The organism is Bordetella sp. 2513F2, from assembly GCF_054642735.1.
This window is the reverse complement of the sequence record NZ_CM137755.1, coordinates 991,741-1,015,281: the sequence shown is the minus strand read 5'-3', so window position 1 is coordinate 1,015,281 and position 23,541 is coordinate 991,741. Positions and strand designations below refer to the sequence as shown.

At 67.6% G+C, this 23,541-nt stretch carries 21 protein-coding genes; 7 read left to right on the top strand and 14 right to left on the bottom strand.

All coding sequences use genetic code 11. The annotated features are described in order from the left end of the window. Positions 1-8: 8 nt before the first annotated feature. Positions 9-1,436, bottom strand: coding sequence for an FAD-binding oxidoreductase (locus ACYBYQ_RS04780; protein ID WP_459617294.1), 1,428 nt, complete (start codon positions 1,434-1,436; stop codon positions 9-11). Positions 1,437-1,681: 245 nt separating this feature from the next. On the opposite strand from ACYBYQ_RS04780, the gene proC reads away from it, so the two are divergent. Next, entirely contained in the window at positions 1,682-2,488 is an 807-nt protein-coding gene (proC, locus tag ACYBYQ_RS04775) for a pyrroline-5-carboxylate reductase (protein WP_459617292.1), read from the top strand. A 157-nt stretch (positions 2,489-2,645) separates the two neighbouring features. Here the strand turns inward: proC and ACYBYQ_RS04770 are convergent, their stop codons facing one another. Together ACYBYQ_RS04770 and icd are read right to left on the bottom strand one after the other, a co-directional pair. Further along, positions 2,646-4,874: an NADP-dependent isocitrate dehydrogenase gene (locus tag ACYBYQ_RS04770; RefSeq protein ID WP_459617290.1), complete on the bottom strand. Its 2,229-nt coding sequence runs from the start codon at positions 4,872-4,874 to the stop codon at positions 2,646-2,648. Positions 4,875-5,007: 133 nt separating this feature from the next. After that, positions 5,008-6,264 carry an NADP-dependent isocitrate dehydrogenase gene (gene icd, locus ACYBYQ_RS04765; RefSeq protein WP_459617288.1) on the bottom strand — a complete coding sequence of 419 codons (1,257 nt, stop codon included), beginning with the start codon at positions 6,262-6,264 and terminating at the stop codon, positions 5,008-5,010. Between the two features lie 129 nt (positions 6,265-6,393). Here icd and ACYBYQ_RS04760 point away from each other — a divergent pair, with 129 nt between their 5' ends. Further along, positions 6,394-6,819: a DUF1841 family protein gene (locus tag ACYBYQ_RS04760; protein ID WP_459617286.1), complete on the top strand. Its 426-nt coding sequence runs from the start codon at positions 6,394-6,396 to the stop codon at positions 6,817-6,819. 86 nt (positions 6,820-6,905) lie between these two features. On the opposite strand, the gene ACYBYQ_RS04755 is transcribed toward ACYBYQ_RS04760, so the two are convergent. Then, complete coding sequence (locus ACYBYQ_RS04755) at positions 6,906-7,271, bottom strand: c-type cytochrome (protein WP_459617284.1); 366 nt, start codon at positions 7,269-7,271, stop codon at positions 6,906-6,908. Between the two features lie 14 nt (positions 7,272-7,285). Next, a complete protein-coding gene (locus ACYBYQ_RS04750; protein WP_459617282.1) occupies positions 7,286-7,645 on the bottom strand; it encodes a c-type cytochrome in 360 nt (119 codons plus the stop codon). A gap of 175 nt (positions 7,646-7,820) precedes the next feature. On the opposite strand from ACYBYQ_RS04750, the gene ACYBYQ_RS04745 reads away from it, so the two are divergent. Beyond that, positions 7,821-8,693 carry an AAA family ATPase gene (locus ACYBYQ_RS04745; protein ID WP_459617280.1) on the top strand — a complete coding sequence of 291 codons (873 nt, stop codon included), beginning with the start codon at positions 7,821-7,823 and terminating at the stop codon, positions 8,691-8,693. 17 nt (positions 8,694-8,710) lie between these two features. Continuing rightward, positions 8,711-9,883 carry a vWA domain-containing protein gene (locus ACYBYQ_RS04740; RefSeq protein ID WP_459617278.1) on the top strand — a complete coding sequence of 391 codons (1,173 nt, stop codon included), beginning with the start codon at positions 8,711-8,713 and terminating at the stop codon, positions 9,881-9,883. 22 nt (positions 9,884-9,905) lie between these two features. On the opposite strand, the gene ACYBYQ_RS04735 is transcribed toward ACYBYQ_RS04740, so the two are convergent. Next, positions 9,906-10,463 (bottom strand): GNAT family N-acetyltransferase, encoded by a 558-nt coding sequence (locus tag ACYBYQ_RS04735; protein WP_459617276.1) that lies wholly within the window; start codon positions 10,461-10,463, stop codon positions 9,906-9,908. A 32-nt stretch (positions 10,464-10,495) separates the two neighbouring features. Further along, the gene (locus ACYBYQ_RS04730; protein WP_459617274.1) at positions 10,496-10,831 is read right to left on the bottom strand and encodes a hypothetical protein; all 336 of its coding nucleotides are present in this window, start codon (positions 10,829-10,831) and stop codon (positions 10,496-10,498) included. Between the two features lie 276 nt (positions 10,832-11,107). Here ACYBYQ_RS04730 and ACYBYQ_RS04725 point away from each other — a divergent pair, with 276 nt between their 5' ends. Further along, positions 11,108-13,855, top strand: a complete 2,748-nt coding sequence (locus ACYBYQ_RS04725; RefSeq protein ID WP_459617272.1) for a M16 family metallopeptidase — start codon at positions 11,108-11,110, stop codon at positions 13,853-13,855. Positions 13,856-13,940: 85 nt separating this feature from the next. Here the strand turns inward: ACYBYQ_RS04725 and dnaJ are convergent, their stop codons facing one another. From dnaJ to hrcA, 7 genes are all read right to left on the bottom strand, one after another. Then, complete coding sequence (dnaJ, locus tag ACYBYQ_RS04720; protein ID WP_459617270.1) at positions 13,941-15,065, bottom strand: molecular chaperone DnaJ; 1,125 nt, start codon at positions 15,063-15,065, stop codon at positions 13,941-13,943. 123 nt (positions 15,066-15,188) lie between these two features. Beyond that, entirely contained in the window at positions 15,189-17,114 is a 1,926-nt protein-coding gene (gene dnaK, locus ACYBYQ_RS04715) for a molecular chaperone DnaK (protein WP_459617268.1), read from the bottom strand. Positions 17,115-17,183: 69 nt separating this feature from the next. Further along, the gene (locus ACYBYQ_RS04710; RefSeq protein ID WP_459617266.1) at positions 17,184-17,570 is read right to left on the bottom strand and encodes a thioredoxin family protein; all 387 of its coding nucleotides are present in this window, start codon (positions 17,568-17,570) and stop codon (positions 17,184-17,186) included. Positions 17,571-17,579: 9 nt separating this feature from the next. After that, the gene (gene grpE / locus ACYBYQ_RS04705) at positions 17,580-18,155 is read right to left on the bottom strand and encodes a nucleotide exchange factor GrpE (protein ID WP_459617263.1); all 576 of its coding nucleotides are present in this window, start codon (positions 18,153-18,155) and stop codon (positions 17,580-17,582) included. A 181-nt stretch (positions 18,156-18,336) separates the two neighbouring features. Beyond that, positions 18,337-18,567 carry a hypothetical protein gene (locus ACYBYQ_RS04700; protein ID WP_459617260.1) on the bottom strand — a complete coding sequence of 77 codons (231 nt, stop codon included), beginning with the start codon at positions 18,565-18,567 and terminating at the stop codon, positions 18,337-18,339. Between the two features lie 97 nt (positions 18,568-18,664). After that, on the bottom strand, positions 18,665-19,762 hold the full coding sequence (gene hemH / locus ACYBYQ_RS04695; RefSeq protein ID WP_459617258.1) for a ferrochelatase: 1,098 nt from the start codon (positions 19,760-19,762) through the stop codon (positions 18,665-18,667). Between the two features lie 59 nt (positions 19,763-19,821). Next, positions 19,822-20,826: a heat-inducible transcriptional repressor HrcA gene (gene hrcA / locus ACYBYQ_RS04690; RefSeq protein ID WP_459617256.1), complete on the bottom strand. Its 1,005-nt coding sequence runs from the start codon at positions 20,824-20,826 to the stop codon at positions 19,822-19,824. A 115-nt stretch (positions 20,827-20,941) separates the two neighbouring features. Between hrcA and ACYBYQ_RS04685 the strand changes: the two genes are divergently transcribed. Continuing rightward, positions 20,942-21,847: an NAD kinase gene (locus tag ACYBYQ_RS04685; protein WP_459617254.1), complete on the top strand. Its 906-nt coding sequence runs from the start codon at positions 20,942-20,944 to the stop codon at positions 21,845-21,847. Positions 21,848-21,863: 16 nt separating this feature from the next. Next, the gene (recN, locus tag ACYBYQ_RS04680; RefSeq protein ID WP_459617252.1) at positions 21,864-23,519 is read left to right on the top strand and encodes a DNA repair protein RecN; all 1,656 of its coding nucleotides are present in this window, start codon (positions 21,864-21,866) and stop codon (positions 23,517-23,519) included. Positions 23,520-23,541 lie beyond the last annotated feature (22 nt).

The following is a 23,541-nucleotide window of genomic DNA, read 5'->3' as shown; positions in this document are numbered from 1 at the left end:
ACGGCGGCTCAAGGCAGCAAGCGGCCGGGGTTGAAGAGATTGGCGGGATCGAACGTGGTTTTCAACGCGCGCATCATCGCCAGTTCAACGGGCGACTTGTAGTGCGCCATTTCGGCCAGCGACGTGCGGCCCACCCCGTGTTCGGCGCTGAAGGTACCGCCCAGCGCGTCAGCCACATCGTTGACGGTACGGCGGATGTCAGCGGCCATCGCGTCACGGTCGGGCAGGGCGTTCCAGGCATCGAACGTGAAGAAGGGAATGAAATGCACGTTGCCGTCGCCAAGGTGTGCCACGATCAGCACCGGCAAGCCGGGCACCAGGCGACGCACCGCGGCAGTGGCCTCGTCGATGAAGCGAGGCACGCTGGACACGGGCACAGCGCTGTCCGTTGTCAGGCCCACGCCCGCCTTCTTATTGCCTTCGGACACGCTGTGGCGCACTTCCCAAAGCGCGGCGCGCTGGGCGTCGTTACTGGCCAGGACGGCGTCGTGCAACAGGCCCTGTTCCGACGCACGTTCAAGCGTCTGCTGCAATAGCTCCTGCAATTCGTCGCCGCTTCCGGTGTCGGACAGTTCGACCAGCACATGCCACGCGTGCCGGCCGCCCAGCGGATTCTTGCGACCCGGGACATGCGTCATCACGATGTCCAGCTGATTGCTGTCGATCATTTCAAAGGCCGACAAGCGCGATCCGCAGGCGCGTTGGAACATGCCCAATATTTCCAGAGCCGCTTCGGGGCTGTCCGGCGCCAGCCAGGCGACGGCGTAGCGGGTGGGCAGCGGGTGCAGCTTGAGCACGGCGGCGGTGACGATGCCCATCGTGCCCTCGGCCCCGATGAACAGGTGTTTCAGGTCAAAGCCGGTATTGTTCTTGCGCAATGCGGTCAGACCGTTCCAGATGGTGCCGTCGGGCAGCACCACTTCCAGGCCCAGGATGTTGTCACGGGTGTTGCCGTAGCGCAGAACGCCCGTGCCGCCCGCATTGGTGGCAATGGTGCCGCCGATCTGGCACGAGCCTTCGGCGCCCAGGCTGATTGGGTACAACCGGCCTTCGGCGGCCGCCGCTTCCTGGACGGTGGCCAGGACGCAACCCGCCTCGACTTCCATGGAATTGTTGGCGGCGTCGATCCGGCGTATGCGGCGCATGCGTGCCAGGTTGACAATCACGGGGGGATTGCCGCTGGCTGCCGGCACGGCGCCGCCACACAGGCTGGTGTTGCCGCCCTGCGGCAACACGGGTGTGGCATGGGCGTTGCATAGCCTGACGACATCAGCCACCTGCTGCGTGGTGCCTGGAAGAGCGACGCACAGCGCCGGGCCCTTGTAGCGGCCGCGCCAGTCTTCGGTATAGCCCGCCGTGTCGGCTTCGGAATGAAGGATGGCGTCGACGCCCAGGGCCTGGGTCAACGCGTCTAGCACAGTGATGCCGTTGGTCATGTCTGTGGTCCCGGATGAAGCCCGGGCATCACAGGAACCCGAGCGCATTGGGGGCACAGAATACGATCACTTAAATCGTTTTTCGATTTGATTAATCGTATATCAATTGAATCTAGGGTATGTCCTAGGCCTTGGAGCGGACATCCTGTACAGATTCTCCTACCGACCAATAATCGATATACGATTATATGTAGTGATATACAATATTCTATCTGACGTCGCAGCCTTGTTGGAACCAGATTCCCATGCGTGAAAAGATCGTTTTCATCGGAGGCGGCAACATGGCCTCCGCCATCATCGATGGCTTGCTCGGACAAGGCCGGGACCGAGCCGACTTCCTGGTGATCGAGCCTTACGCGCCCACGCGTGATGCGCTGCTTGCCCGGGGATTGGCCTGCCGGCAAAGCGTGGGGCCGACCATCGGGGACGCCGCGCTATGCCTGCTGGCCACCAAACCACAGAGCTTGGAGGACGCCTGCGGCCAAGTACGGGAACACCTGGCCGCTTCCGCCACCGTGGTCAGCATCGCCGCGGGCGTGAATCTGGCGTCGCTGTCGACCTGGCTAGGCGGGCATGCGCGCATCGTGCGCGCCATGCCCAACACGCCCGCCAAGGTGGGCTTGGGCGTGACGGGCCTGTACGCCACGGCAGCATGCAGCGCGGCCGAACGCGACCGCGTGGACGAGCTGTTCGCTGCCGTGGGCGATCGCATCTGGACCGACACCGAAGCCATGATCGACGCCGTCACCGCCGTGACGGGCAGCGGCCCGGGCTATGTATTCCATTTCATGGCGGCCCTGGAAAAGGCCGCGGCCGACCTGGGCTTTTCCGGCTCGGACGCCCGTCGCCTGGCCGTCGCCACGTTTCGTGGCGCCGCGGGCCTGGCGGCCAGCGAAGAGACGTCGCTGGCCGAATTGCAGGATCGCGTCACATCCAAAGGCGGAACCACCTACGCGGCCCTGACGCACTTGCGCGACGCCGGGGTGGCCGAAGCGATCAGCGAAGCGGTGCACAAGGCCGAACAGCGCGCGCGGGAATTGTCGGTAGGCTGAAGCAGGTCTGGGCGCCCTTCCGGCCAAGCTGACACGACGACCACGGCGCCATCGCATTTCCGCCCCGAATCAGTCGACAAAAAAGCGGGGTCCGTACGGAACGGACCCCGCTTTCTGCCCCACCGGCCCGAAGGCCCGGGGATGGCTTATCGGCTCGTCAGCCCAGCGCGGCCAGCGCGGCGTTCAGCGTGGCGCTGGGGCGCATGGCTGCGTTCACCTTGGCGGTGTCGGGACGATAGTAGCCGCCGATGTCGGTGGGCTTGCCCTGCGGCGCGGCCAGCTCGGCCACGATCTTGGCCTCGTTGTCGGCCAGCGCCTTGGCCAGGCCGGCGAACTGGGCCTGCAGGGCCGCGTCGTCGGTCTGTTCGGCCAGCGCCTGCGCCCAGTACATGGCCAGGTAGAAGTGGCTGCCGCGATTGTCCAGGCCACCGACCTTGCGGTCGGGCGACTTGTTCTCGTCGAGGAACTTGCCCGTGGCGCGGTCCAGCGTGTCGGCCAGGACCTTGGCCCTGGCGTTCTGGTAGGTGTTGGCCAGGTGCTCGAGCGAGGCGGCCAGCGCCAGGAACTCGCCGAGCGAATCCCAGCGCAGGAAGCCTTCCTCGACGAACTGCTGCACGTGCTTGGGCGCGGAGCCGCCCGCACCGGTCTCGAACAGGCCGCCGCCCGCCATCAGCGGCACGATGGACAGCATCTTGGCGCTGGTGCCCAGTTCCATGATGGGGAACAGGTCGGTGAGGTAGTCGCGCAGCACGTTGCCCGTGACCGAGATCGTGTCCTTGCCCTGGCGGATGCGCTCCAGCGAGAACCGGGTGGCCTCGACGGGGCTCAGGATGCGGATGTCCAGCCCGGTGGTGTCGTGGTCTTTCAGGTAGCGCTCGACCTTGGCGATCAGCTGCGCATCGTGGGCGCGGTTCTGGTCCAGCCAGAACACGGCCGGCGTGTTGCTGAGGCGCGCGCGGGTGACGGCCAGCTTCACCCAATCCTGGATGGGCGCATCCTTGGTCTGGCACATGCGCCAGATGTCGCCGGCCTGCACCGCGTGCTCGAGCAGCACGGTGCCCGAGGCGTCGGTCACGCGGACCGTGCCGTCGGCCGGCACGATGAAGGTCTTGTTGTGCGAGCCGTATTCTTCGGCAGCCTGCGCCATCAGGCCCACGTTGGGCACGCTGCCCATCGTGACCGGGTCGAAGGCGCCGTTGCGCTTGCAGTCGTCGATGACGGCCTGGTAGACGCCGGCATAGCTGCGGTCGGGAATCACGGCCTTGGCGTCCTGCAGCTTGCCCTCGGCGTTCCACATCTTGCCCGAGTCGCGGATCATGGCGGGCATGGAGGCATCGACGATGACGTCGCTGGGCACGTGCAGGTTGGTGATGCCCTTGTCGGAATTCACCATGGCCAGGCCCGGCAGGTTCCGGTAGGCGGCGTCGATGTCGGCCTTGATGGCATCCTGCTGTTCGGCGGGCAGGGAGGCGATCTTGGTGTAGAGGTCGCCGATGCCGTTGTTGGGATCGAAGCCCGCCTGCTTGAGCGCGTCGGCATGCTTGGCCAGCACGTCCTGGTAGAACACCGACACGACATGCCCGAAGATCACCGGATCGGAGACCTTCATCATGGTGGCCTTCAGGTGCACCGAGAACAGCACGCCCTGCTTCCTGGCATCCTCGATCTGGGCCTGCAGGAAGCTGCGCAGCTTGGCGACGGAAAGCACGGACGCGTCGATCACCTCGCCTGCCAGCACGGGGGTCTTTTCCTTGAGCACGGTCTTGGTGCCGTCCTTGGCGGTGAGCTCGATCTTGAGGTCGCCGGCCTGGGCCACGGTGGTGGACTTCTCGCTGCCGTAGAAGTCGCCGCCATCCATGCTGGCCACGTGGGACTTGGAATCGGCCGTCCAGGCACCCATCTTGTGCGGATGCTTGCGGGCGTAGTTCTTCACCGAGAGCGGCGCGCGGCGGTCGGAGTTGCCCTCGCGCAGCACCGGATTCACGGCGCTGCCCTTGATCTTGTCGTAGCGGGCCTTGGCGTCCTTCTCGGCGTCGGTCGTGGCCTCGTCGGGGTAGTCGGGCAGCGCGTAGCCCTGGTCCTGGAGCTCCTTGATGGCAGCCTTGAGCTGCGGGATCGAGGCGCTGATGTTGGGCAGCTTGATGATGTTGGCCTCGGGCCGGGTGGCCAGCTGGCCCAGCTCGGCGAGCGCGTCGGAAGTCTTCTGGGCGTCGGTCAGGCGATCGGGGAAGGCGGCCAGGATGCGGCCCGACAGCGAAATGTCGCGCGTCTCGACCGACACGCCGGCCGAACGGGTGAACGCCTCGACGATGGGCAGCAGCGAGTGGGTGGCCAGCGCCGGCGCTTCGTCGGTGAGGGTGTAGATGATCTTAGGAGTGGTGGACATTTTCCTCTTGAACCTTGATCTGTCGCGGGAACGGCTGCATTGCGGGATCCTGGCCGCCTCCGCGGGGTTAGGCCGCCAAGTCTTATATAAGACATAAGACAACGGCGATATTATGCATCAATCCGCCCTGCCGTCACATGTTGGCGATCATGGCCCGGCCGAAACCGGAACACGAGACCTGGGTGGCGCCCGGCATCAGGCGGGCGAAATCGTAGGTGACCACCTTGGACTGGATGGTGGCTTCCATGCTTGCGATGATCAGCCCGGCCGCTTCGGTCCAGCCCATGTGCCGCAGCATGAGCTCTGCCGAAAGTATGGCCGAGCCCGGGTTGACGTAATCCTTGCCGGCATACTTGGGCGCGGTGCCGTGCGTGACCTCGAACATGGCCACGGAGTCGGACATGTTGGCGCCCGGGGCGATGCCGGTGCCGCCCACCTGCGCGGCCAGCGCGGCCGAGATGTAGTCGCCATTGAGGTTCAGCGTGGCGATCACGTCGAACTCCATGGGGCGCAGCAGCACCTGCGGCAGGAAGGCGTCGGCGATGACGTCCTTGACCACGATGTCGCGACCCGTGCGCGGGTTCTTCAGCCTGCACCACGGGCCGCCGTCGATCGGCTGCGCGCCGAACTCGCGGCGCGCCAGTTCGTAGCCCCAGTCGCGGAAGCTGCCTTCCGTGAACTTCATGATGTTGCCCTTGTGCACCAGCGTGACCGAGGCGCGATCGTGGTCGATGGCGTACTGCAGGGCCTTGCGCACCAGGCGTTCGGAGCCCTCGCGCGACACGGGCTTGACGCCGATCGAAGAGGTGTCGGGAAAGCGGATCTTGCGCACGTCCAGCTCGGTCTGCAGGAACCGGATCAGCGCCCGGGCCTGCTCGGACTCGGCGGGATATTCGATGCCCGCGTAGATGTCTTCGGAGTTCTCGCGGAATATCACCATGTCGGTGCGCTCGGGGTTGCACACCGGGGACGGCACGCCCTTGAAGTACCGCACCGGCCGCAGGCACACGTACAGGTCGAGCCGCTGGCGCAGGGCCACGTTGAGCGAACGGATGCCGCCGCCCACCGGGGTGGTGAGCGGGCCCTTGATCGAGACCACGTATTCCTTCACCGCCTCCAGCGTCTCGTCGGGCAGCCAGACGTCCGGACCATACAGGCGCGTGGCCTTCTCGCCGGCGTAGGCTTCCATCCAGTGGATGCGGCGCGTGCCGCCATAGGCCTTCTGCACGGCGGCGTCGACCACTTCCCGCATCACGGGCATGATGTCGACGCCCGTGCCGTCGCCCTCGATGTACGGGACGACGACCTCGTCCGGCACGTTCAGGCTGGCGTCGGCATTGACCGTGATCTTCCGCCCCTGCTCGGGGACCTCGATGTGCTGGTAGGACATGAATGCTCCAGTTGCTGCAACCCTCGCCCGGATGGCGGATGTGAACCGATTTTATCTCCTGCCCCCACTGGGGGCCACCTGCGCCCGGGCGTAAAATCGGAGTTTTCCCGCCGTCCTGCACCCCATCCGATGTTCAACCCTTCCCGCGAACAGGTCCGCGAATTCTTCGTCCAGACCTGGCGCAAGCACCGCGCCGCCGAAGTCCTCACGCCGCTCGAGTCCATGGCGCTGGACTGGATCATCGAGCATCCGGAGTACCACGGCGACCTCGAAAGTCCCGCCGCGTCCGAGGCCGAGTATCCGGTCGAGCAGGGCCGCACCAATCCGTTCCTGCATCTGTCGATGCACCTGGCCATCGCCGAGCAGCTGTCCATCGACCATCCGCGCGGCATCCGCGCCGCCTACCAGAAGCTGGTCGCGCGCAGCGACGCGCACCAGGCGGCGCACGAGATCATGGAGTGCCTGGGGCAGGTGGTGTGGGAAGCCCAGCGCCTGGGCACGCCGCTCGACAGCGACGCCTACATCGAGCTCATCCGCCAGCGCGCGGGGCGCTGAGCGCGCATTGCGCCATGGCGACACGGCCCGCCGCGGCGTCTGCCGGGCGGGCCGTGGGTGGAGTCGGATTTCCCGGGCTGCCGGGTTCAGCGCCGCACGCCGAGGTCGCTGGGCAGCGACGACAGCCAGGCCGCGACGTTGACGATGTCCTGGTCGGACAGCTGCGCCGCGAATGCGCCCATGATGGGATTCTTGCGCACGTTGGCGGTGGCGGGGCTGCCGGAGGCGCCCCGCTTGTAGGCGCGCAGCGCATGCGCCAGGTAGTCGGCATGCTGCCCCGCCAGGACCGGGTACTCGGGCTGCACCGAGGTCTTGGCATCGGCGCCATGGCACGAGGCACAGTTCATTTTGTCGAACACGGCCTTGCCGGCGGCCAGGTCTTGGGCCTGCGCCGGCGCGAGGCCGGCCAGGGCGAGGATGGCGCCCGCGAGGGCGAGAGTCGCGCGATTCATGGTCTCTCCCCGGGTCACTTGAGATTGGCGTAGTAGGCGGCCAGGTCGGCGATGTCCTGGTCGGACAGGCTGCCGGCGATGGCGTCCATCGTGGGATGGCTGCGCGCGCCCTTCTTGTATTCGTTGAGAGCCGCCTCGATGTACCTGGCATTCTGGCCCGCGATCATGGGCACGTGGTAGAGCTCCGGGAACGACGCCTTGTAGCCAGGTATGCCGTGGCAGCCGATGCACATGGACACCTTGTCGCGCGCGTTCTGCACATTGCCGGCGGCAGGCGCGCCGGCAGCCTGGGCGCGGGCCTGGCCGGCCATGGCACAGGAGGCCGCCAGGGCCAGCAGAGGCAACATGTGCTTCAGGGGACGTCTCAACTTCATAAGCTTGTCTCTTCTCTTGGTATGTCTGAGGAATGAAGCTGGTACACCACAGCGGGGCGAGAACCTGTTCGCACTGACCCTGCTGGCAAACGCCAGCATTGTACGATAATTGATCCAGGTCCATACTGTGTGGTTTGCGGGCGCAACCGCGCCCATCCTGCCCCGATCGCCTGCCATGTCCTCATTCCCCGCATCCCCTGCCCCGCATCCCGCGTCCCGTTTCGAAGGCACCGACCGCTACGTCGCTACCGACGACCTCAAGCTCGCGGTGAACGCCGCCCTCACGCTGCAGCGGCCGCTGCTGATCAAGGGCGAGCCCGGCACCGGCAAGACCATGCTGGCCGAGGAAGTGGCCCGTGCGCTGGGCCGCCCGCTGCTGCAATGGCACATCAAGTCCACCACCAAGGCGCAGCAGGGCCTCTACGAATACGACGCGGTCTCGCGCCTGCGCGATTCGCAGCTGGGCGACGAGAAAGTGCGCGACATCCGCAACTACATCGTGCAGGGCACGCTGTGGCAGGCCTTCGAGTCGGAGCAGCCCGTGGTGGTGCTGATCGACGAGATCGACAAGGCCGACATCGAATTCCCCAACGACCTGCTGCGCGAGCTCGACCGCATGGAGTTCCATGTATACGAGACGCGCCAGACCATTGCCGCGCGCCACCGGCCGCTGGTCATCATCACATCCAACAACGAGAAGGACCTGCCCGACGCCTTCCTGCGCCGCTGCTTCTTCCACTACATCCGCTTCCCCGACCGCGAGACCATGCGCGAGATCGTGGCGGTGCACTACCCCGACCTCAAGCAGGACGTGCTGCGCGCGGCCCTGGACACCTTCTTCGCGCTGCGCGAAGCGCCCGGCCTCAAGAAGAAGCCCTCCACGTCCGAACTGCTCGACTGGCTGCGCCTGCTGCTGGCCGAGGACGCCACCGCCGCGCAGATCGAGGCCCACGCCGCCACGGCGGTGCCCATGCTGGCCGGCGCCCTGCTCAAGAACGAACAGGACATGCAGCTGCTGGAGCGGCTTTCGGCCATGACCCGCCGCTGAATTCCCCCCGCGTCGCCATGTTGATCGACTTCTTCTACCACCTGCGCGCGCACCGTCTGTCGGTCTCGGTGCAGGAGTACCTCACGCTGCTGGGCGCGCTGCGCGGCGGCGTGATGACGCCGACGCTGGACGATTTCTACTTCCTCGCCCGCACTGCGCTGATCAAGGACGAATCCCTCTACGACCGCTACGACCAGGCCTTCGCGGCCTACTACAAGGGCATCGAGGCCGCGCTGCCGGCCGGCAAGGACATCCCGCTCGACTGGCTGGTCAAGCAGTTCGAGAACAGCCTCACGCCCGAGGAAAAGGCAGCCATCCGGCAGCATGGCTGGGACAAGCTCATGGAGCTCTTCAAGCAGCGCCTCGAGGAGCAGCACGAACGCCACGCCGGCGGCAGCAAGTGGATAGGCACCGGCGGCACCTCGCCCTTCGGCAACGGCGGCTACCATCCGGAAGGCATACGCGTGGGCGGCGAGTCGGCCGGCAACCGCACGGCGGTGAAGGTCTGGGACCTGCGGCAGTTCCGCGACTACGACGACCAGGTAGAACTCGGCACGCGCAATTTCAAGGTGGCCCTGCGCCGCCTGCGGCGCTTCGCGCGCGACGGCGCGGACCTCGAGCTCGACCTCGACGACACCATCGCCAGCACGGCGCGCAATGCCGGCCACCTCGACCTCCGGCTGGTGCCCGAGCGGCGCAACAACGCCAAGGTGCTGATGCTGCTGGACGTGGGCGGCAGCATGGACGACCACATCACGCGCGTCGAGGAGCTGTTCTCGGCGGCGCGCAGCGAATTCCGCAACCTCGAGGTCTATTACTTCCACAACTGCCCCTACGAAAGCCTGTGGCAGAGCAACCGCCGCAGGCAGTCCGAGCGTTTCGACACCTGGGACATCCTGCGCCGCTACAACGCCGACTGGCGCCTGATCATCGTCGGCGACGCCACCATGAGCCCGTACGAGATCCTGCAGCCCGGCGGTTCGGTCGAGCACTACAACAAGGAGACCGGCGCGGCATGGATGCGGCGGCTGCTCGATGCCTGGCCCAAGGCGGCATGGCTCAATCCCGAGCCCTCGGCGTCGTGGCGCTACCGGCAGTCCATTGCGCTGATGCGCGACATCATGCAGGGCCGCATGTACCCCGTCACGGTGGCCGGCCTCGAGCAGGCGATGCGCCTGCTGTCGAAATAGGCGCGGCGCCTCTGCCCGGCGCTCAGCCGTCCCGGGGCTGGGCAGGGGTATCGAGCGTGAGCTGGTAGAAGGCCAGGTCCAGCCAGCGGCCGAACTTGAAGCCCGCCTGCGTGATGGTGCCGGCGTGCACGAATCCCAGCTTGCGGTGCAGCGCAATGCTGGCGCCGTTCGCCGCGTCGATCCCGCCGACCATGACGTGCACGTCGTTGGCGCGGGCGCGGGCCACCAGATGGCGCAGCAGCGCCTCGCCCAGGCCGCGGCCGCGATAGCGCGCATCCACGTACACCGAGTGCTCCACCGAATACTTGTAGGCCGGCCAGGCGCGGAAGGTGCCGTAGCTGGCAAAGCCCATGAGCTGGCCGTCGGCATCCTCGTAGCCGATCACGGGGAATCCGCCGGCCGACTTGGCCTGGAACCAGGCATCCATGGACGCCATGGTCCGCGGCTTGTAGTCGTACAGGGCCGTGGACGTCAGGATGGCGTCGTTGAAGATGGCCAGGATGGCGGCGGCATGGCGCGCGTGCGTGCAATCGATCAGGGTGGCGCCGGCGCACGGACCGGCAGGCGGCGGAAGGCTCATGCCGCGCATTGTAGCCAGGAGCGCGGCGGAACTCAGGCCGCCCGCGCTCCCGGGCAGACGCGCCAGTCGATGTCCTCGGCCTCCAGGTCCAGGTCGAAGATGTCGTTGGCAGGCAGCGTCCGCTGGCGCCGCGGCGCGTCTTCCATTTCGAGCACGTGGCCGGCGAAGCCGCAGGGCAGCCCTGCACGTTCGGCAAAATAGCGCTTCTGCGGAACGTCGACCACGTAGGTCACCAGCTCGTGGGTCAGGATGGCAACGTAGCGGCCGTCGTCGCTGGCATAGGCATAGCGGAAGCGCCCTGCCGGCTGGCCGCCGCGGTCCTGTCCGAACAGTTGCGACAAGGCCTGGGTAACGAGATCATGCAGCATGGGATGTGTCCTCCGGTTGAAGGCCGGCCTCTGCCGGCATCGCGCACGCGCGCCTTCCCCGCAGGCCTGGGCCCGCCCGGCGCCCGACGGCGGCGGGGCGCTGTCCGCGCCTCGCCCCGCCTGGATTATTTCTTTGTCTTCAATAGCTTACACCCGCACACTGAAGCGCTTCAAACGGCTCCGGGGCGGCTGCGCCTGCCGGCACGCCGTGGCGGAGGAACCCGCCGCTGCGTATACACTCCAACGGATTCGTCCCGCTGACAGGAACTCCCCGATATGCGTTCACTCTTTCCGGCGTTGTCGCGCCGCCTGCATTTCCTGCTGGTATCCGCCTTCCTCGCCTTCCCGGGCATGGCAGCCGAGCCCCCGGCCGGCGTCTCCGAGGTGGCGTCGGTGGAAGGCATCACCGAATACCGGCTCGAGAACGGGCTGCGCGTGCTGCTCGCGCCGGACGAGTCCAAGCCGACCACCACCGTGAACATGACGTATCTGGTGGGATCGCGCCACGAGAACTACGGCCAGACCGGCATGGCGCACCTGCTGGAGCACATGCTGTTCAAGGGCACGCCCGACATCCGCAACGCCCTGGGCGAGTTCTCGCGCCGGGGGCTGCAGGCCAACGGCTCCACCTCGTCGGACCGCACCAATTATTTCGCCAGCTTCGCGGCCGACCCCGACACGCTCAAGTGGTACCTGGGCTGGCAGGCCGATGCCATGGTGAACTCGCTGATCGACAAGAAGGACCTCGATTCCGAGATGACCGTGGTGCGCAACGAGATGGAAAGCGGCGAGAACAACCCGTTCCGCGTGCTCATGCAGAAGATGCAGGCCGCCGCCTACCAGTGGCACAACTACGGCAAGAGCACCATAGGCGCGCGCTCCGATGTGGAGAACGTCGACGTCGAACAGCTGCGGGCCTTCTACCGCCAGTATTACCAGCCGGACAACGCCGTGCTCATCGTGGCCGGCAAGTTCGATCCCGTGGCCACGCTGCAGGACATCCGCGACACGCTGGGCAAGCTGCCGCGGCCCAAGCGCACGCTGCCGCCCGAATACACCGTGGAGCCGGTGCAGGACGGCGAGCGCGCCGTCACCTTGCGCCGCGCCGGCGGCACGCCGCTGGTGGCCGCCGTCTATCACGCCCCCGCTGCCGCAAGCGCCGACTACGTGCCCTTCGACCTCGCCACCACCATCCTGGGCGACACGCCGTCCGGCCGCCTCTACCATGCCCTGGTCCCCACCGGCCAGGCCGCTGCGGTGTTCGGCTTCTCCATGGACCAGCACGACCCGGGCATCGCCATGTTCGGCGCGCAGCTGCAGCCCGACATGGACCCGGACAAGGCCCTCGCCACGCTCACCACCACGCTGGAATCGCTGGGCAAGCAGCCCTTCACCGGGGAAGAACTGGAACGCGCCCGCAGCAAGTGGCTGACGAGCTGGCAGCAGACCTATGCGGACCCCGAGCGCGTGGGGGTTGCCCTGTCGGAAGCGATCGCAGCCGGCGACTGGCGGCTGTTCTTCCTGCAGCGCGACCGCGTGAAGGCCGCCAGCCTCGATGACGTGCAGCGCGTGGCCACCGCCTACCTGGTACGCAGCAACCGCACCGAAGGCCGCTATCTGCCCACGGCCAAGCCCGAGCGTGCCCCGCAGGGCGAGACCCCGGACCTCGCCAGGATCTTCGAGGGTTACCAGGGGGATCCGGACTTCCAGGCCGCTGCCGCCTTCGACCCCACCCCGGCCAATATCGACGCGCTCACGCAGCGGCGCACGCTGGACCTGCCCAACGGCCAGCTGCAGCTCGCGCTGCTGCCCAAGGCCACCCGCGGCGGACGCGTGCAGGCCCAGCTGCTGCTGCAGTTCGGCGACGCCCGGTCGTTGCGGGGCCAGCGCCTGGCGGCCTCGGCCACCGCCGACCTGCTGGCACGCGGGACGGCCGAGCTGACCCGCCAGGCCATCCAGGACCGCTTCGACCGCCTGCAGGCGGAGGTGGCGTTCGAAGGCGCGGGCACCGATCTCGAAATCACCATGTCCACCGCCCGCGAGCACCTGCCGGAGCTCGTGAGCCTGGTGCTGGACGTGATCCGCAACGCGAACTTCCCCGAAGCCGAACTGGCGGAGTACAAGCGGCAGGTGGCCACCGGCCTGCAGGACGCGATGACCGAACCCACGTCCCTGGCGTCGCGCGCGCTGTCGCGCCATGCCAATCCATGGCCGGCCGACGACGTCCGCTATGTGCCCAGCTTCGAGGAGGCGCTGGCCGAAGTGCAGGGCCTGACCCGGGCGCAGCTGCAGTCCTTCCATGACACCTTCTATGGCGCCGGCCGGGTGAAGTTCTCGGCGGTGGGCGACTTCGACGTGCAGGCGGTGGAGCAGGCGCTCACCCGCGGCTTGCAGGGATGGCAGCCGGGCGCCCCGTACACGCGCCTGGACCAGCCCTATCGCGAGGTGCCGGCCCGGCAGTTCACGCTGCCGACGCCGGACAAGGCGAACGCCTTCTACATCGCGCGCATGCCCGTGGCCCTGCAGGACACCGACCCGGACTTCCCCGCCCTGTATCTGGCCAACTTCCTGCTCGGCACTTCCGAGACCTCGCGCCTGTGGCACCGCGTGCGCGAAACCGAGGGCCTGTCGTACAACGTGCGCAGCAACCTGTCGGTGTCGTCGTTCGAACCGTCGGGCAACTGGACCGTCTACGCCATCTACGCGCCCCAGAACCGCCAGCGGCTGGAGGCGGCGGTGTCCGAAGAACTGCGCCGCGCGCTGGATTCGGGCTTCACCGAGGCCGAGGTGCGCGACGGCATCCGGGCGCTGCTCAATTACCGCACCCTGGCCCGCTCGCAGGACGACGTGCTGGCCGGCGCCTGGATCGACTACCTCAAGACCGACCGCACCTTCGCGTGGTCGGCCGACATCGACGCCAGGCTCAAGGCCCTGACGCCCGAGGCCGTCAACGCGGCGCTGCGCAAGTACCTGAAGCCGCAGGCGCTGAGCAGCGCCGTGGCGGGCGATTTCGACAAGAAATAGGCCGGGGCCGCATCCGGCCCTTCAACAACGACGAAGCCTCCCGAGGGAGGCTTCGTCTTTCCTGCTGGCGGTGCAGCATCCCCGATCAGGAGAAGAACTCCTTCACGCGGTCCGTCCACGACTTGCTCTGGGGCGAATGGCGGTCTCCGCCGTCGTTCAGCGAGGCTTCGAACTGGCGCAGGATTGCCTTCTGCTCGTCGCTCAGGCGTACCGGCGTCTCGACCACCACGTGGCAGTACAGGTCGCCGGGATAGCTGGCGCGCACGCCCCGCACGCCCTTGCCGCGCAGGCGGAAGGTCTTGCCCGACTGCGTGCCCTCGGGGATGGAGATCTCCGCCTTGCCTCCCAGCGTAGGCACCTGGATCTCGCCGCCGAGCGCCGCCGTGGTGAACGGAATGGTGAGCTCGCAGTGGAGGTCGTCGCCGTCGCGCTGGAAGATCTTGTGCTGCTTGATGTGGATCTCGACGTACAGGTCGCCCGGCGGCCCGCCATTCAGGCCGGGCTCGCCGTTGCCGCTGGAACGGATGCGCATGCCGTCGTCGATGCCCGCCGGGATCTTCACCTGCAGGGTCTTGTTGCGGCGGATGCGGCCCACGCCGTCGCAGGCGGGGCAGGGATCGGTGATCTCCTTGCCGCTGCCGTGGCAGGTGGGGCAGGTCTGCTGCACGCTGAAGAAGCCCTGCTGCATGCGCACCGCGCCGGCGCCGCCGCAGGTGCGGCAGGTCTTGGGAGACGTGCCGGGCTTGGCGCCGCTGCCATGGCAGGTATCGCAGTTCTCCCAGCTGGGCACGCGGATCTCGGTGTCGAAACCGCTTGCCGCCTGCTCCAGCGTGATCTCCAGCGCGTACTTGAGGTCGGCGCCGCGATACACCTGCGGACCGCCTCCGCCGCGCCGGCCGCCGCCGAAGATCTCGCCGAAGATGTCGCCGAAGGCATCGGCAAAACCCCCACCCATGCCGGCGCCGCCCATGCCGGCCGCGTTCGGATCCACGCCGGCGTGGCCGTAGCGGTCATAGGCGGCGCGCTTCTGCTCGTCGGTCAGGACCTCGTAGGCCTCCTTGGCTTCCTTGAACTTCTCCTCGGCCTCCTTGCTGTCCGGATTGCGGTCCGGATGGTATTTCATGGCCAGCTTGCGGTAGGCCTTCTTGAGTTCTTCTTCGGAGGCGTTCTTCGCCACGCCGAGGATTTCGTAGTAGTCGCGTTTTGCCATGTCGGGATGGGTCCGGACGGAACCTTGTTTCAGTACTACACAAAACGGCCCGCCCGGTAGGCGGAAATCCGGCTACCGGGCGGCCGAGGGCAGGCGAGGGCCATCAGTATCGGGCGCAGGCCATCACTGGTCGCGCTTGACTTCCTTGAAGTCGGCGTCGACCACGTTGTCGTCGGCCGGCTTGGCTTCGTCGGCCGCCTGCTGGGCGCCCTGCTGCTGCTGCGCCTGCGCATCGGCGTACATCTTCTCGCCGAGCTTCTGCGAGGCGGTGGACAGCGCGGCAACCTTGGCGTCGATCTCGGCCTTGTCGCCGGTCTTGAGCACCTCTTCGAGGTCCTTGACGGCCTGCTCGATGGCTTCCTTCTCGGAAGCCTCCAGCTTGTCGCCGTACTCGCCCAGCGACTTGCGGGTGGCGTGCACCAGCGCATCGGCCTGGTTGCGGGCCTGGGCCAGCTCGGCGAGGCGATGGTCTTCCTCGGCATTGGCCTCGGCATCCTTGACCATGCGCTGGATCTCCTCTTCGGACAGACCCGAGTTGGCCTTGATCGTGATCTTGTTTTCCTTGCCCGTGCCCTTGTCCTTGGCCGACACGTGCAGGATGCCGTTGGCGTCGATGTCGAAGGTCACCTCGATCTGCGGCACGCCGCGCGGCGCGGGCGGGATGCCCTCGAGATTGAACTCGCCCAGCGCCTTGTTGCCCGCGGCAATCTCGCGCTCGCCCTGGAACACCTTGATGGTCACTGCCGGCTGGTTGTCGTCGGCGGTGGAGAACACCTGCGAGAACCGGGTGGGGATCGTGGTGTTCTTCTGGATCATCTTGGTCATGACGCCGCCCAGGGTCTCGATGCCCAGCGACAGCGGCGTCACATCGAGCAGCAGCACGTCCTTGCGGTCGCCCGACAGCACGGAACCCTGGATGGCGGCGCCGGCGGCGACGGCTTCGTCAGGGTTGACGTCCTTGCGCGGATCCTTGCCGAAGAATTCCTTGACCTTCTCCTGCACCTTGGGCATGCGGGTCATGCCGCCGACCAGGATCACGTCGTCGATGTCGGAGACCTTGACGCCCGCATCCTTGATGGCAACGCGGCACGGCTCGATGGTGCGCTCGATGAGGTCCTCGACCAGCGCTTCCAGCTTGGCGCGGGTGATCTTCAGGTTCAGGTGCTTGGGGCCCGAGGCGTCGGCCGTGATGTACGGCAGGTTGATCTCGGTCTGCTGGCTGGCGGACAGCTCGATCTTGGCCTTCTCGGCGGCTTCCTTCAGGCGCTGCAGCGCCAGCACGTCCTTCGACAGGTCGACGCCCTGCTCTTTCTTGAACTCGGCGATGATGTAGTCGATGATGCGCTGGTCGAAGTCCTCGCCGCCCAGGAACGTGTCGCCGTTGGTCGACAGCACCTCGAACTGCTTCTCGCCGTCCACGTCGGCGATCTCGATGATGGACACGTCGAACGTGCCGCCGCCCAGGTCGTACACGGCGATCTTGCGGTCGCCCTTCTCGGTCTTGTCGAGGCCGAAGGCCAGCGCCGCCGCGGTAGGCTCGTTGATGATGCGCTTGACTTCCAGCCCGGCGATGCGGCCGGCGTCCTTGGTGGCCTGGCGCTGGCTGTCGTTGAAGTAGGCCGGCACCGTGATCACGGCCTCGGTGACTTCCTCGCCCAGGTAGTCCTCGGCGGTCTTTTTCATCTTGCGCAGCACTTCGGCCGACACCTGGGGCGGCGCGAGCTTCTTGCCGCGCACTTCGACCCAGGCGTCGCCGTTGTCGGCCTTGACGATGCTGTAGGGCATCAGGTCGATGTCTTTCTGCACCGCCTTTTCGTCGAACTTGCGGCCGATCAGGCGCTTCACCGCGTACAGGGTGTTCTTGGGATTGGTGACGGCCTGGCGCTTGGCCGGCGCGCCCACCAGGGTTTCGCCGTCGTCCATGTAGGCGACGATGGAGGGCGTGGTGCGGGCGCCCTCGGCGTTTTCGATGATCTTGACCTGGCCACCGTCCAGCACAGCCACGCAGCTGTTGGTGGTGCCCAGGTCGATGCCGATGATTTTGCTCATGGTGTCTGCCTTGAAGAAATCGCGAAAATTCGGGTGAAAAACTCAGTCCCAGCCTAACTGGGGTTGCCGTCAGGGTTTTTCAAGGCCCTGTTGCTGGCGCCGCATTGCCTCGGTGAACTGGGGCAGCCCGGGCCAGCCCGTGATGCGGCCCAGCCGCCTGCCCGAGCGGTACAGCACGAACGTGGGCACGCCGTGCAGGGCGAAACGGCGGCCCAGCGCCTCGTCGGCATAGACGTCCGCCTCGAACCACGTCAGCCCCAGCGCCAGCAGGGCCTCGCGGTGCAACAGGGCGGTCTGCTTGAACACATTGCAGTTGTAACAGTCTTCGCCCCACAGGAACACGCAGCGCAGGTCGTCGCCGGGCGCCTCGACCACCAGCCGGTCGAAGTCATCGCTGCCGACGTGGCGCATGCCGAAGGTCTCGAAGATCTGCGCGGGGTTGAACGAGGCGGCCATGTCCGGCTCCTAGCCCTGCTGGCCTGCGGATACCACCACCAGCGCCGGGCGCAGGGTACGGTCGGCGATGGCATAGCCCTTCTGCAGGCACTGCACCACCGTATTGGCCGGCTGCTCGGCCGGCACGGAAGAAATCGCCTGGTGCAGGTGCGGGTCGAACTTGTCGCCCTGCGCGGGAGCGATTTCCTTGAGCAGGTTGCGCTCGAAAGCGGCCGAGAGCTGCTTGAGGGTCATTTCGACGCCTTCGCGCAGGGTGTCCACGGTCTGGTCCGCCTGGGCCAGCGCGGCCTCCAGGCTGTCCTTGACGGGAACCAGGCTCTCGGCAAACGATTCGATGCCGAACTTGCGCGCCTTGGCGACGTCGTCCTGGGCGCGCCGGCGCACGTTCTCGGACTCGGCCAGCGCCCTCAGCGCCTGGTCCTGGTGGGCCTTGAGCTCGGCCTGGACGGCTTCGAGCTCGGCGCGCAGCGCGGCGATCTCGGCCTGCGGGTCGCCGGGCTGGGTTTCAGCCTGGGGCGCGGAACCGGCCTCGCCCTGGGAAGCGGGATCGGGGGTCGGGTCGACAGGCGCTTGAGGTGCCGTCATGGAATTCCTCCGGTAAATTTCAATGGCGTCGCATGGACCATGGGGGCACCCGCCCCCATTTCAAGGCCTGCATGCAAAATTTTCGCTGGACAGGGGCTCGTACCTCCCGCCGCATCCCGGCCGGTCCGGCCCCGGGGCGCAGGGGCAGAAGCGCAACGGGCGCCTGCGGCGCCCGTTGCGGTCACTTCTTGTCCGGCTGCACCGGCGAGGGCGGATCGCTGGCCGGGAACGTGTCTTCGAGCGCCTCGTCCACCCGGTCCTCGCGTTGCGACTCGGGACGGATCGCAATGGGGTCGCTCGCCGGGAAGGTTTCCTCGAGCGCCTCGTCCAGGTCGCGTTCCATGTCGTCCTCGCCGGGAGGACGGTCCTGGCCCGGATTGCCGGCAGCACTGGGTTTGGACGGGGTAGTCATGCGTCGCCTCCTTCAGGAAAGTGCGGGCGCTCGCCCGAAAGGCCGGCGGGCCGCGCACGCGCCGCACGCCGGCCGGTTCCAGTTGATCGTCTCCAGTTTATAGGGAGGCGGCCGGACGCACCGGCCAGCCTTGTAAGTGATTGTCGACCAGCGCCGCCAGGGCCGCCACCCAGGCGTCGCTGTCGTTCAGGGCAGGAATGTAGCGAAAGCGCGTGCCGCCGGACTGCAGGAAGGCATCGCGGCACTCCATGCCGATCTCCTCCAGCGTCTCCAGGCAATCGGCCAGGAAACCGGGGCAGACGACGTCGACCTCGCGCACGCCCTGCTGCGCCAGCATCTTCAGCGTGGGCTCGGTATAGGGCTCGAGCCAGCGCGCCGACCCGAAGCGGCTCTGGAACGTGATTTCCACCTCGTCCTGCGCCAGGCCCAGGCCCTCGCGCAACAGGGCGGCGGTCTGCTGGCAGTCGCGGTAATAGGGATCGCCCAATTCGATGGAATAGCGCGGCAGGCCGTGAAAGCTCATGACGAGCTTCTGCGGACGACCGTGCTCGGCCCAGTACGACTGGATGCGCCCGACCAGCGCGGCGATATAGCCCGGATCGGCGTGGAAGCGCTTGACGAAACGCAGCGCCGGCTGGTCGCGCAGGCGTCCCGCGTGCCGGGTGACGGCGTCGACCACCGTGGCGGTGGTCGACGCCGCATACTGCGGATACAGCGGAACGGTCAGCACATGCTCGCAGCCGCGGCGCCGCAGCGCGTCGATGGCGGCCGGCAGCGACGGTTCGCCATAGCGCATGCCGAGCTCCACGTCCACGTCCAGGCCGCGGGCGCGCAGCGCCTGCGCCAGGCCCTCGGCCTGCCGCAGGCTGTATACCAGCAGCGGCGAACCGCCTTCCATCCAGATGCCGCGATAGCGCGGCTCGAGTTTGGCCGGCCTCAGGGTCAGCACGAGCCCGTGCAGGATGGGCAGCCACAGGTAGCGCGGGATCTCGATCACGCGCGGGTCCGACAGGAAGGCGCCCAGGTACCGGCGTATGTCGGCCCGCCCCGGCGTGGCCGGAGTGCCGAGATTGACCAGCAGCACCCCGACCCGCCCGGGCGCGTAGGGCGGCGGCGTCTCGTCGAGCAGGTCGCGCCCCGGCGTCTCGGGCAGGTAGCGCTCCGGCCACAGGTACTTGAACAAGCGTAGGAACACGACGTGGACACCTCCGGGCCCCGCCCCGCGCAGGCGGCCGGCCCATGCTGTTGGACTGCTTATTGATTGTGGCTGAGGGCGTTGGACAACAGCCGGGCCGTGATGTCGACGATGGGGATCACCCGCTCGTAGGCCATGCGCGTGGGGCCGATCACGCCCAGCGTGCCGACCACCTTGCCGTCGACCCCGTAGGGCGCGGTGATCACCGAAACGTCTTCGAGGGGCACCAGCTGGGAATCGCCGCCGATGTAGATCTGCACGCCCTGCGCGCGGCTGGAGACGTCCAGCAGCTGCAGCAGGTCGGTCTTCTTCTCGAACAGCGAGAACATCTTGCGCAGGCGGTCCATGTCGGACGCGATGTCGGTCACGTCCAGCAGCTTGCGCTCGCCCGAGATCACGACCGCATCGCCGTCGTCGGCCGCCTCGGCGCTGGCCTCGACCGCGGCCTGCATGAGCCGGCTGATGTCTTCGCGCAGCTGCGCCAGCTCGGTGGCCAGCGTGCGCCGCACCGCGTCGAAGGACTTTCCGGAGAAATGCACGTTGAAGAAGTTGCCCGCCTCGATCAGCTCCGATTCCGAGTAATCGCGCTGCACCGACATGATGCGGTTCTGCACGTCGCCGTCGGGCGTGACGATGATGAGCAGCACCCGCCGGTCGGACAGCCGGATGAATTCGATCTGGCGGAACACCTGAGAGCGCTTGGGCGTGAGCACCACGCCCGCGAACTGGGTGAGGTTGGACAGCAGCGCCGCCGCGGCATTCACGGCGCGGGTGGGCTCGGCCACCGGCAGCAGTTCGCCGATGTTGGCCGGCTGAAACTGGTAGGGCCGCACGGCGAGCAGCGAATCGACGAACATGCGGTAGCCGCGGGGCGTGGGCACCCGGCCGGCGGAGGTGTGCGGGCTGTGGATCAGCCCCTGGTCTTCGAGGTCGGCCATGACGTTGCGTATCGTGGCGGGCGACAGATCGAAGACCTTGGAAAGCGTACGCGAACCGACCGGTTGCCCGTCGGCGATGTAGCGTTCGATCAACGCCTTGAGTAGTGCACGAGCACGATCGTCCATGACACTATTTTAGGGAAAGATTTGCGCAAGCGGCGATTTTTGTCCTGCCCGGCGGGCAAGCCGCCCCCTATAATCGGCTCACCCCGTGCGTTCCCGCCCAGACAGAGTCAGATTCATGCATTTTCCTACCGTTGCCCTGATCGGCAGGTACCAGGACACCGGCCTGGACGCCCCCCTGCGGGCGTTGGCGCACATGCTCACGCAGGCAGGCCGCAAGGTGCTGATCGAGGCCGAGACCGCCCGCAACACGCAGGTGCACGAGTATCCGGCAGCCGACATCCAGGAAATCGGCCGGTCGGCCGCGCTGGCCGTGGTCATGGGCGGCGACGGCACGGTGCTGGGCGCCGCGCGCCACCTGGCTCCCTACGGCGTGCCGCTGGTGGGCATCAACCACGGGCGCCTCGGCTTCATCACCGACATCCCGCTGCAGGACGCCCACAGCGCGCTGGCGCGGGTGCTCGAGGGCAGCTACCAGGCCGAGGAGCGCATGCTGCTGCAGGGCAGCGTCTGGCGCGGGGAGCAGCAGATGTACTCGGCCTCCGCCCTCAACGACGTGGTCCTGAACCGCGCCGGGCGCGGCGGCATGATCGAGGTGCGGGTGGAACTCGACGGGTCCTATATGTATACCCAGCGCGCCGACGGCCTGATCATCGCCACGCCCACCGGATCCACGGCCTATGCGCTGTCGGCCAACGGCCCGCTGCTGCACCCGGGCCTGAACGCCATGGTGCTGGTGCCGGTGGCGCCGCAGACTCTGTCGAACCGCCCCATCGTCATCCCCGACAGCGGCGTGCTCAACCTGACGCTCACGGCCATGGGCCGCGTCGAAGTGGGCGCCAGCGCGCACTTCGACATGCAGACCTGGTCCGACCTGCAGCCGGGCGACCGCATCACCGTGCAGCGCGCGCCGCACACGGTACGCTTCGTGCACCCCGAAGGCTACAGCTTCTTCTCCACCCTGCGACGCAAACTGCACTGGAACCTCATGCCGCAGGCTACCGACAACAACCCGGTCGAATAGCCGCGCAACCGTCATCATGCTGCGCACTCTGCATATCCGCGACTTCGTCATCGTCGACCAGGCCGAGATCCACTTCGGGCCCGGCTTCACGGTGTTTTCCGGAGAAACCGGCGCCGGCAAGTCCATACTCGTCGACGCCCTGGCGCTGGCCCTGGGCGAGCGCGCCGACGCGGGCGTGCTGCGCGAGGGCGCCAGCCGCGCCGACATCACCGCGGTGTTCGACGCGCCCGAACCGGTGCGCAGCTGGCTGGCCGAGCGCGAACTCGACGCCGGCGACGAACTCGCACTGCGCCGCGTCATCGATGCGCAGGGCCGCAGCCGCGCCTACCTGAACGGCACGCCGGTCACCGTGGCGCTGCTGCGCGAACTGGGCGACAGCCTGGTCGACATCCATGGCCAGCACGCCCACCAGAGCCTGATGCGCGCCGACGCCCAGCGCGACCTGCTCGACGCCCACGGCGGCCACGCGGCGCTGCGGCAGGCCACGTCCCAGGCCTGGAAGCGCTGGCGCGAGCTGCTGCAGCAGCTCGAGGCCGCCGAGCACGACGCCGGCGCCCTGGCCGCCGAACGCGAACGCCTGCAGTGGCAGGCCGACCAGCTCGACCAGCTCGGCCTCGGCCCCGACGAATGGGATGCCATCCAGGCCGAACATACCCGCCTGGCGCATGCGCAATCGCTGCTCGACGGCGCCGCCCAGGTGCTGGACGCGCTGGACGGCGAGCACGACTCCGCCCGGCACCGCGTCACGGTGGCCGTCCAGCGCGTGCAGCAGATGCTGCGCCACGATGCCGCCTTGCAGGGCATACTCGACGAGCTCGAATCCGCCGGCATCGCCATCGGCGAAGCGGTTTCCGACCTCAACAGCTACGTGGCCCGCATCGAGCTCGATCCGCAGCGGCTGGCCGACGTCGAGGCGCGCCTGGGGGCCATCTTCGAGACGGCCCGCAAATTCCGGGCCGAACCGCAGGAGCTGCCCGCCCTGCGCGACTCCCTGCACGCGCGCCTGGCCGAGATGCAGGAGGCCGCCGACGTCGACGCGCTGCGCGCCCGCACCGAGGCGGCGCAGCAGGAATACGAAGCGGCCGCCGCGCGGCTGTCGGCCGCACGCCAGAAGGTCGCCAAGGATCTCGGCCGGCAGGTCAGCCAGGCCATGCAGACGCTTGCCATGCAGGGCGGCCGCTTCGAAGTGGTGCTGGCGCCCGGCGCGCCGTCGGCGCACGGCAGTGAAACCGTGGAGTTCCGCGTGGCCGGCCATGCCGGCACCACGCCGCGCCCGCTGGCCAAGGTGGCCTCCGGCGGCGAACTGTCTCGCATCTCGCTGGCGCTGTCCGTGATTGCCAGCCGCGCGGCGCGCGTGCCCACCCTGATCTTCGACGAAGTCGACAGCGGAGTGGGCGGCGCGGTGGCCGAAGTGGTGGGCAAGCTGCTGCGCGAACTCGGCGCGCGCCACCAGGTGCTGTGCGTGACGCACCTGCCCCAGGTGGCGGCCTGCGGCGCCACGCAATACCGCGTAAGCAAATCGGAGTCGGGCGGCACCACCCGTTCGCAGATCGTGGAACTGGATCAGTCGGGGCGGGTCGAGGAACTGGCCCGCATGCTGGGCGGCATCCGCATCACCGAAACCACGCGCAGCCATGCGCGTGAAATGCTGGGCGTCTCGGCGCCGGCATGATCCCGGCGCGGCCGGCGCACGC

Bases quoted from the DNA above. Each gene is read 5' to 3' on its own strand.
- ACYBYQ_RS04780 (WP_459617294.1), bottom strand. From the start codon at position 1,436: ATGACCAACGGCATCACTGTGCTAGACGCGTTGACCCAGGCCCTGGGC.
- proC (WP_459617292.1), top strand. From the start codon at position 1,682: ATGCGTGAAAAGATCGTTTTCATCGGAGGCGGCAACATGGCCTCCGCC.
- ACYBYQ_RS04770 (WP_459617290.1), bottom strand. From the start codon at position 4,874: ATGTCCACCACTCCTAAGATCATCTACACCCTCACCGACGAAGCGCCG.
- icd (WP_459617288.1), bottom strand. From the start codon at position 6,264: ATGTCCTACCAGCACATCGAGGTCCCCGAGCAGGGGCGGAAGATCACG.
- ACYBYQ_RS04760 (WP_459617286.1), top strand. From the start codon at position 6,394: ATGTTCAACCCTTCCCGCGAACAGGTCCGCGAATTCTTCGTCCAGACC.
- ACYBYQ_RS04755 (WP_459617284.1), bottom strand. From the start codon at position 7,271: ATGAATCGCGCGACTCTCGCCCTCGCGGGCGCCATCCTCGCCCTGGCC.
- ACYBYQ_RS04750 (WP_459617282.1), bottom strand. From the start codon at position 7,645: ATGAAGTTGAGACGTCCCCTGAAGCACATGTTGCCTCTGCTGGCCCTG.
- ACYBYQ_RS04745 (WP_459617280.1), top strand. From the start codon at position 7,821: ATGTCCTCATTCCCCGCATCCCCTGCCCCGCATCCCGCGTCCCGTTTC.
- ACYBYQ_RS04740 (WP_459617278.1), top strand. From the start codon at position 8,711: ATGTTGATCGACTTCTTCTACCACCTGCGCGCGCACCGTCTGTCGGTC.
- ACYBYQ_RS04735 (WP_459617276.1), bottom strand. From the start codon at position 10,463: ATGAGCCTTCCGCCGCCTGCCGGTCCGTGCGCCGGCGCCACCCTGATC.
- ACYBYQ_RS04730 (WP_459617274.1), bottom strand. From the start codon at position 10,831: ATGCTGCATGATCTCGTTACCCAGGCCTTGTCGCAACTGTTCGGACAG.
- ACYBYQ_RS04725 (WP_459617272.1), top strand. From the start codon at position 11,108: ATGCGTTCACTCTTTCCGGCGTTGTCGCGCCGCCTGCATTTCCTGCTG.
- dnaJ (WP_459617270.1), bottom strand. From the start codon at position 15,065: ATGGCAAAACGCGACTACTACGAAATCCTCGGCGTGGCGAAGAACGCC.
- dnaK (WP_459617268.1), bottom strand. From the start codon at position 17,114: ATGAGCAAAATCATCGGCATCGACCTGGGCACCACCAACAGCTGCGTG.
- ACYBYQ_RS04710 (WP_459617266.1), bottom strand. From the start codon at position 17,570: ATGGCCGCCTCGTTCAACCCCGCGCAGATCTTCGAGACCTTCGGCATG.
- grpE (WP_459617263.1), bottom strand. From the start codon at position 18,155: ATGACGGCACCTCAAGCGCCTGTCGACCCGACCCCCGATCCCGCTTCC.
- ACYBYQ_RS04700 (WP_459617260.1), bottom strand. From the start codon at position 18,567: ATGACTACCCCGTCCAAACCCAGTGCTGCCGGCAATCCGGGCCAGGAC.
- hrcA (WP_459617256.1), bottom strand. From the start codon at position 20,826: ATGGACGATCGTGCTCGTGCACTACTCAAGGCGTTGATCGAACGCTAC.
- ACYBYQ_RS04685 (WP_459617254.1), top strand. From the start codon at position 20,942: ATGCATTTTCCTACCGTTGCCCTGATCGGCAGGTACCAGGACACCGGC.
- recN (WP_459617252.1), top strand. From the start codon at position 21,864: ATGCTGCGCACTCTGCATATCCGCGACTTCGTCATCGTCGACCAGGCC.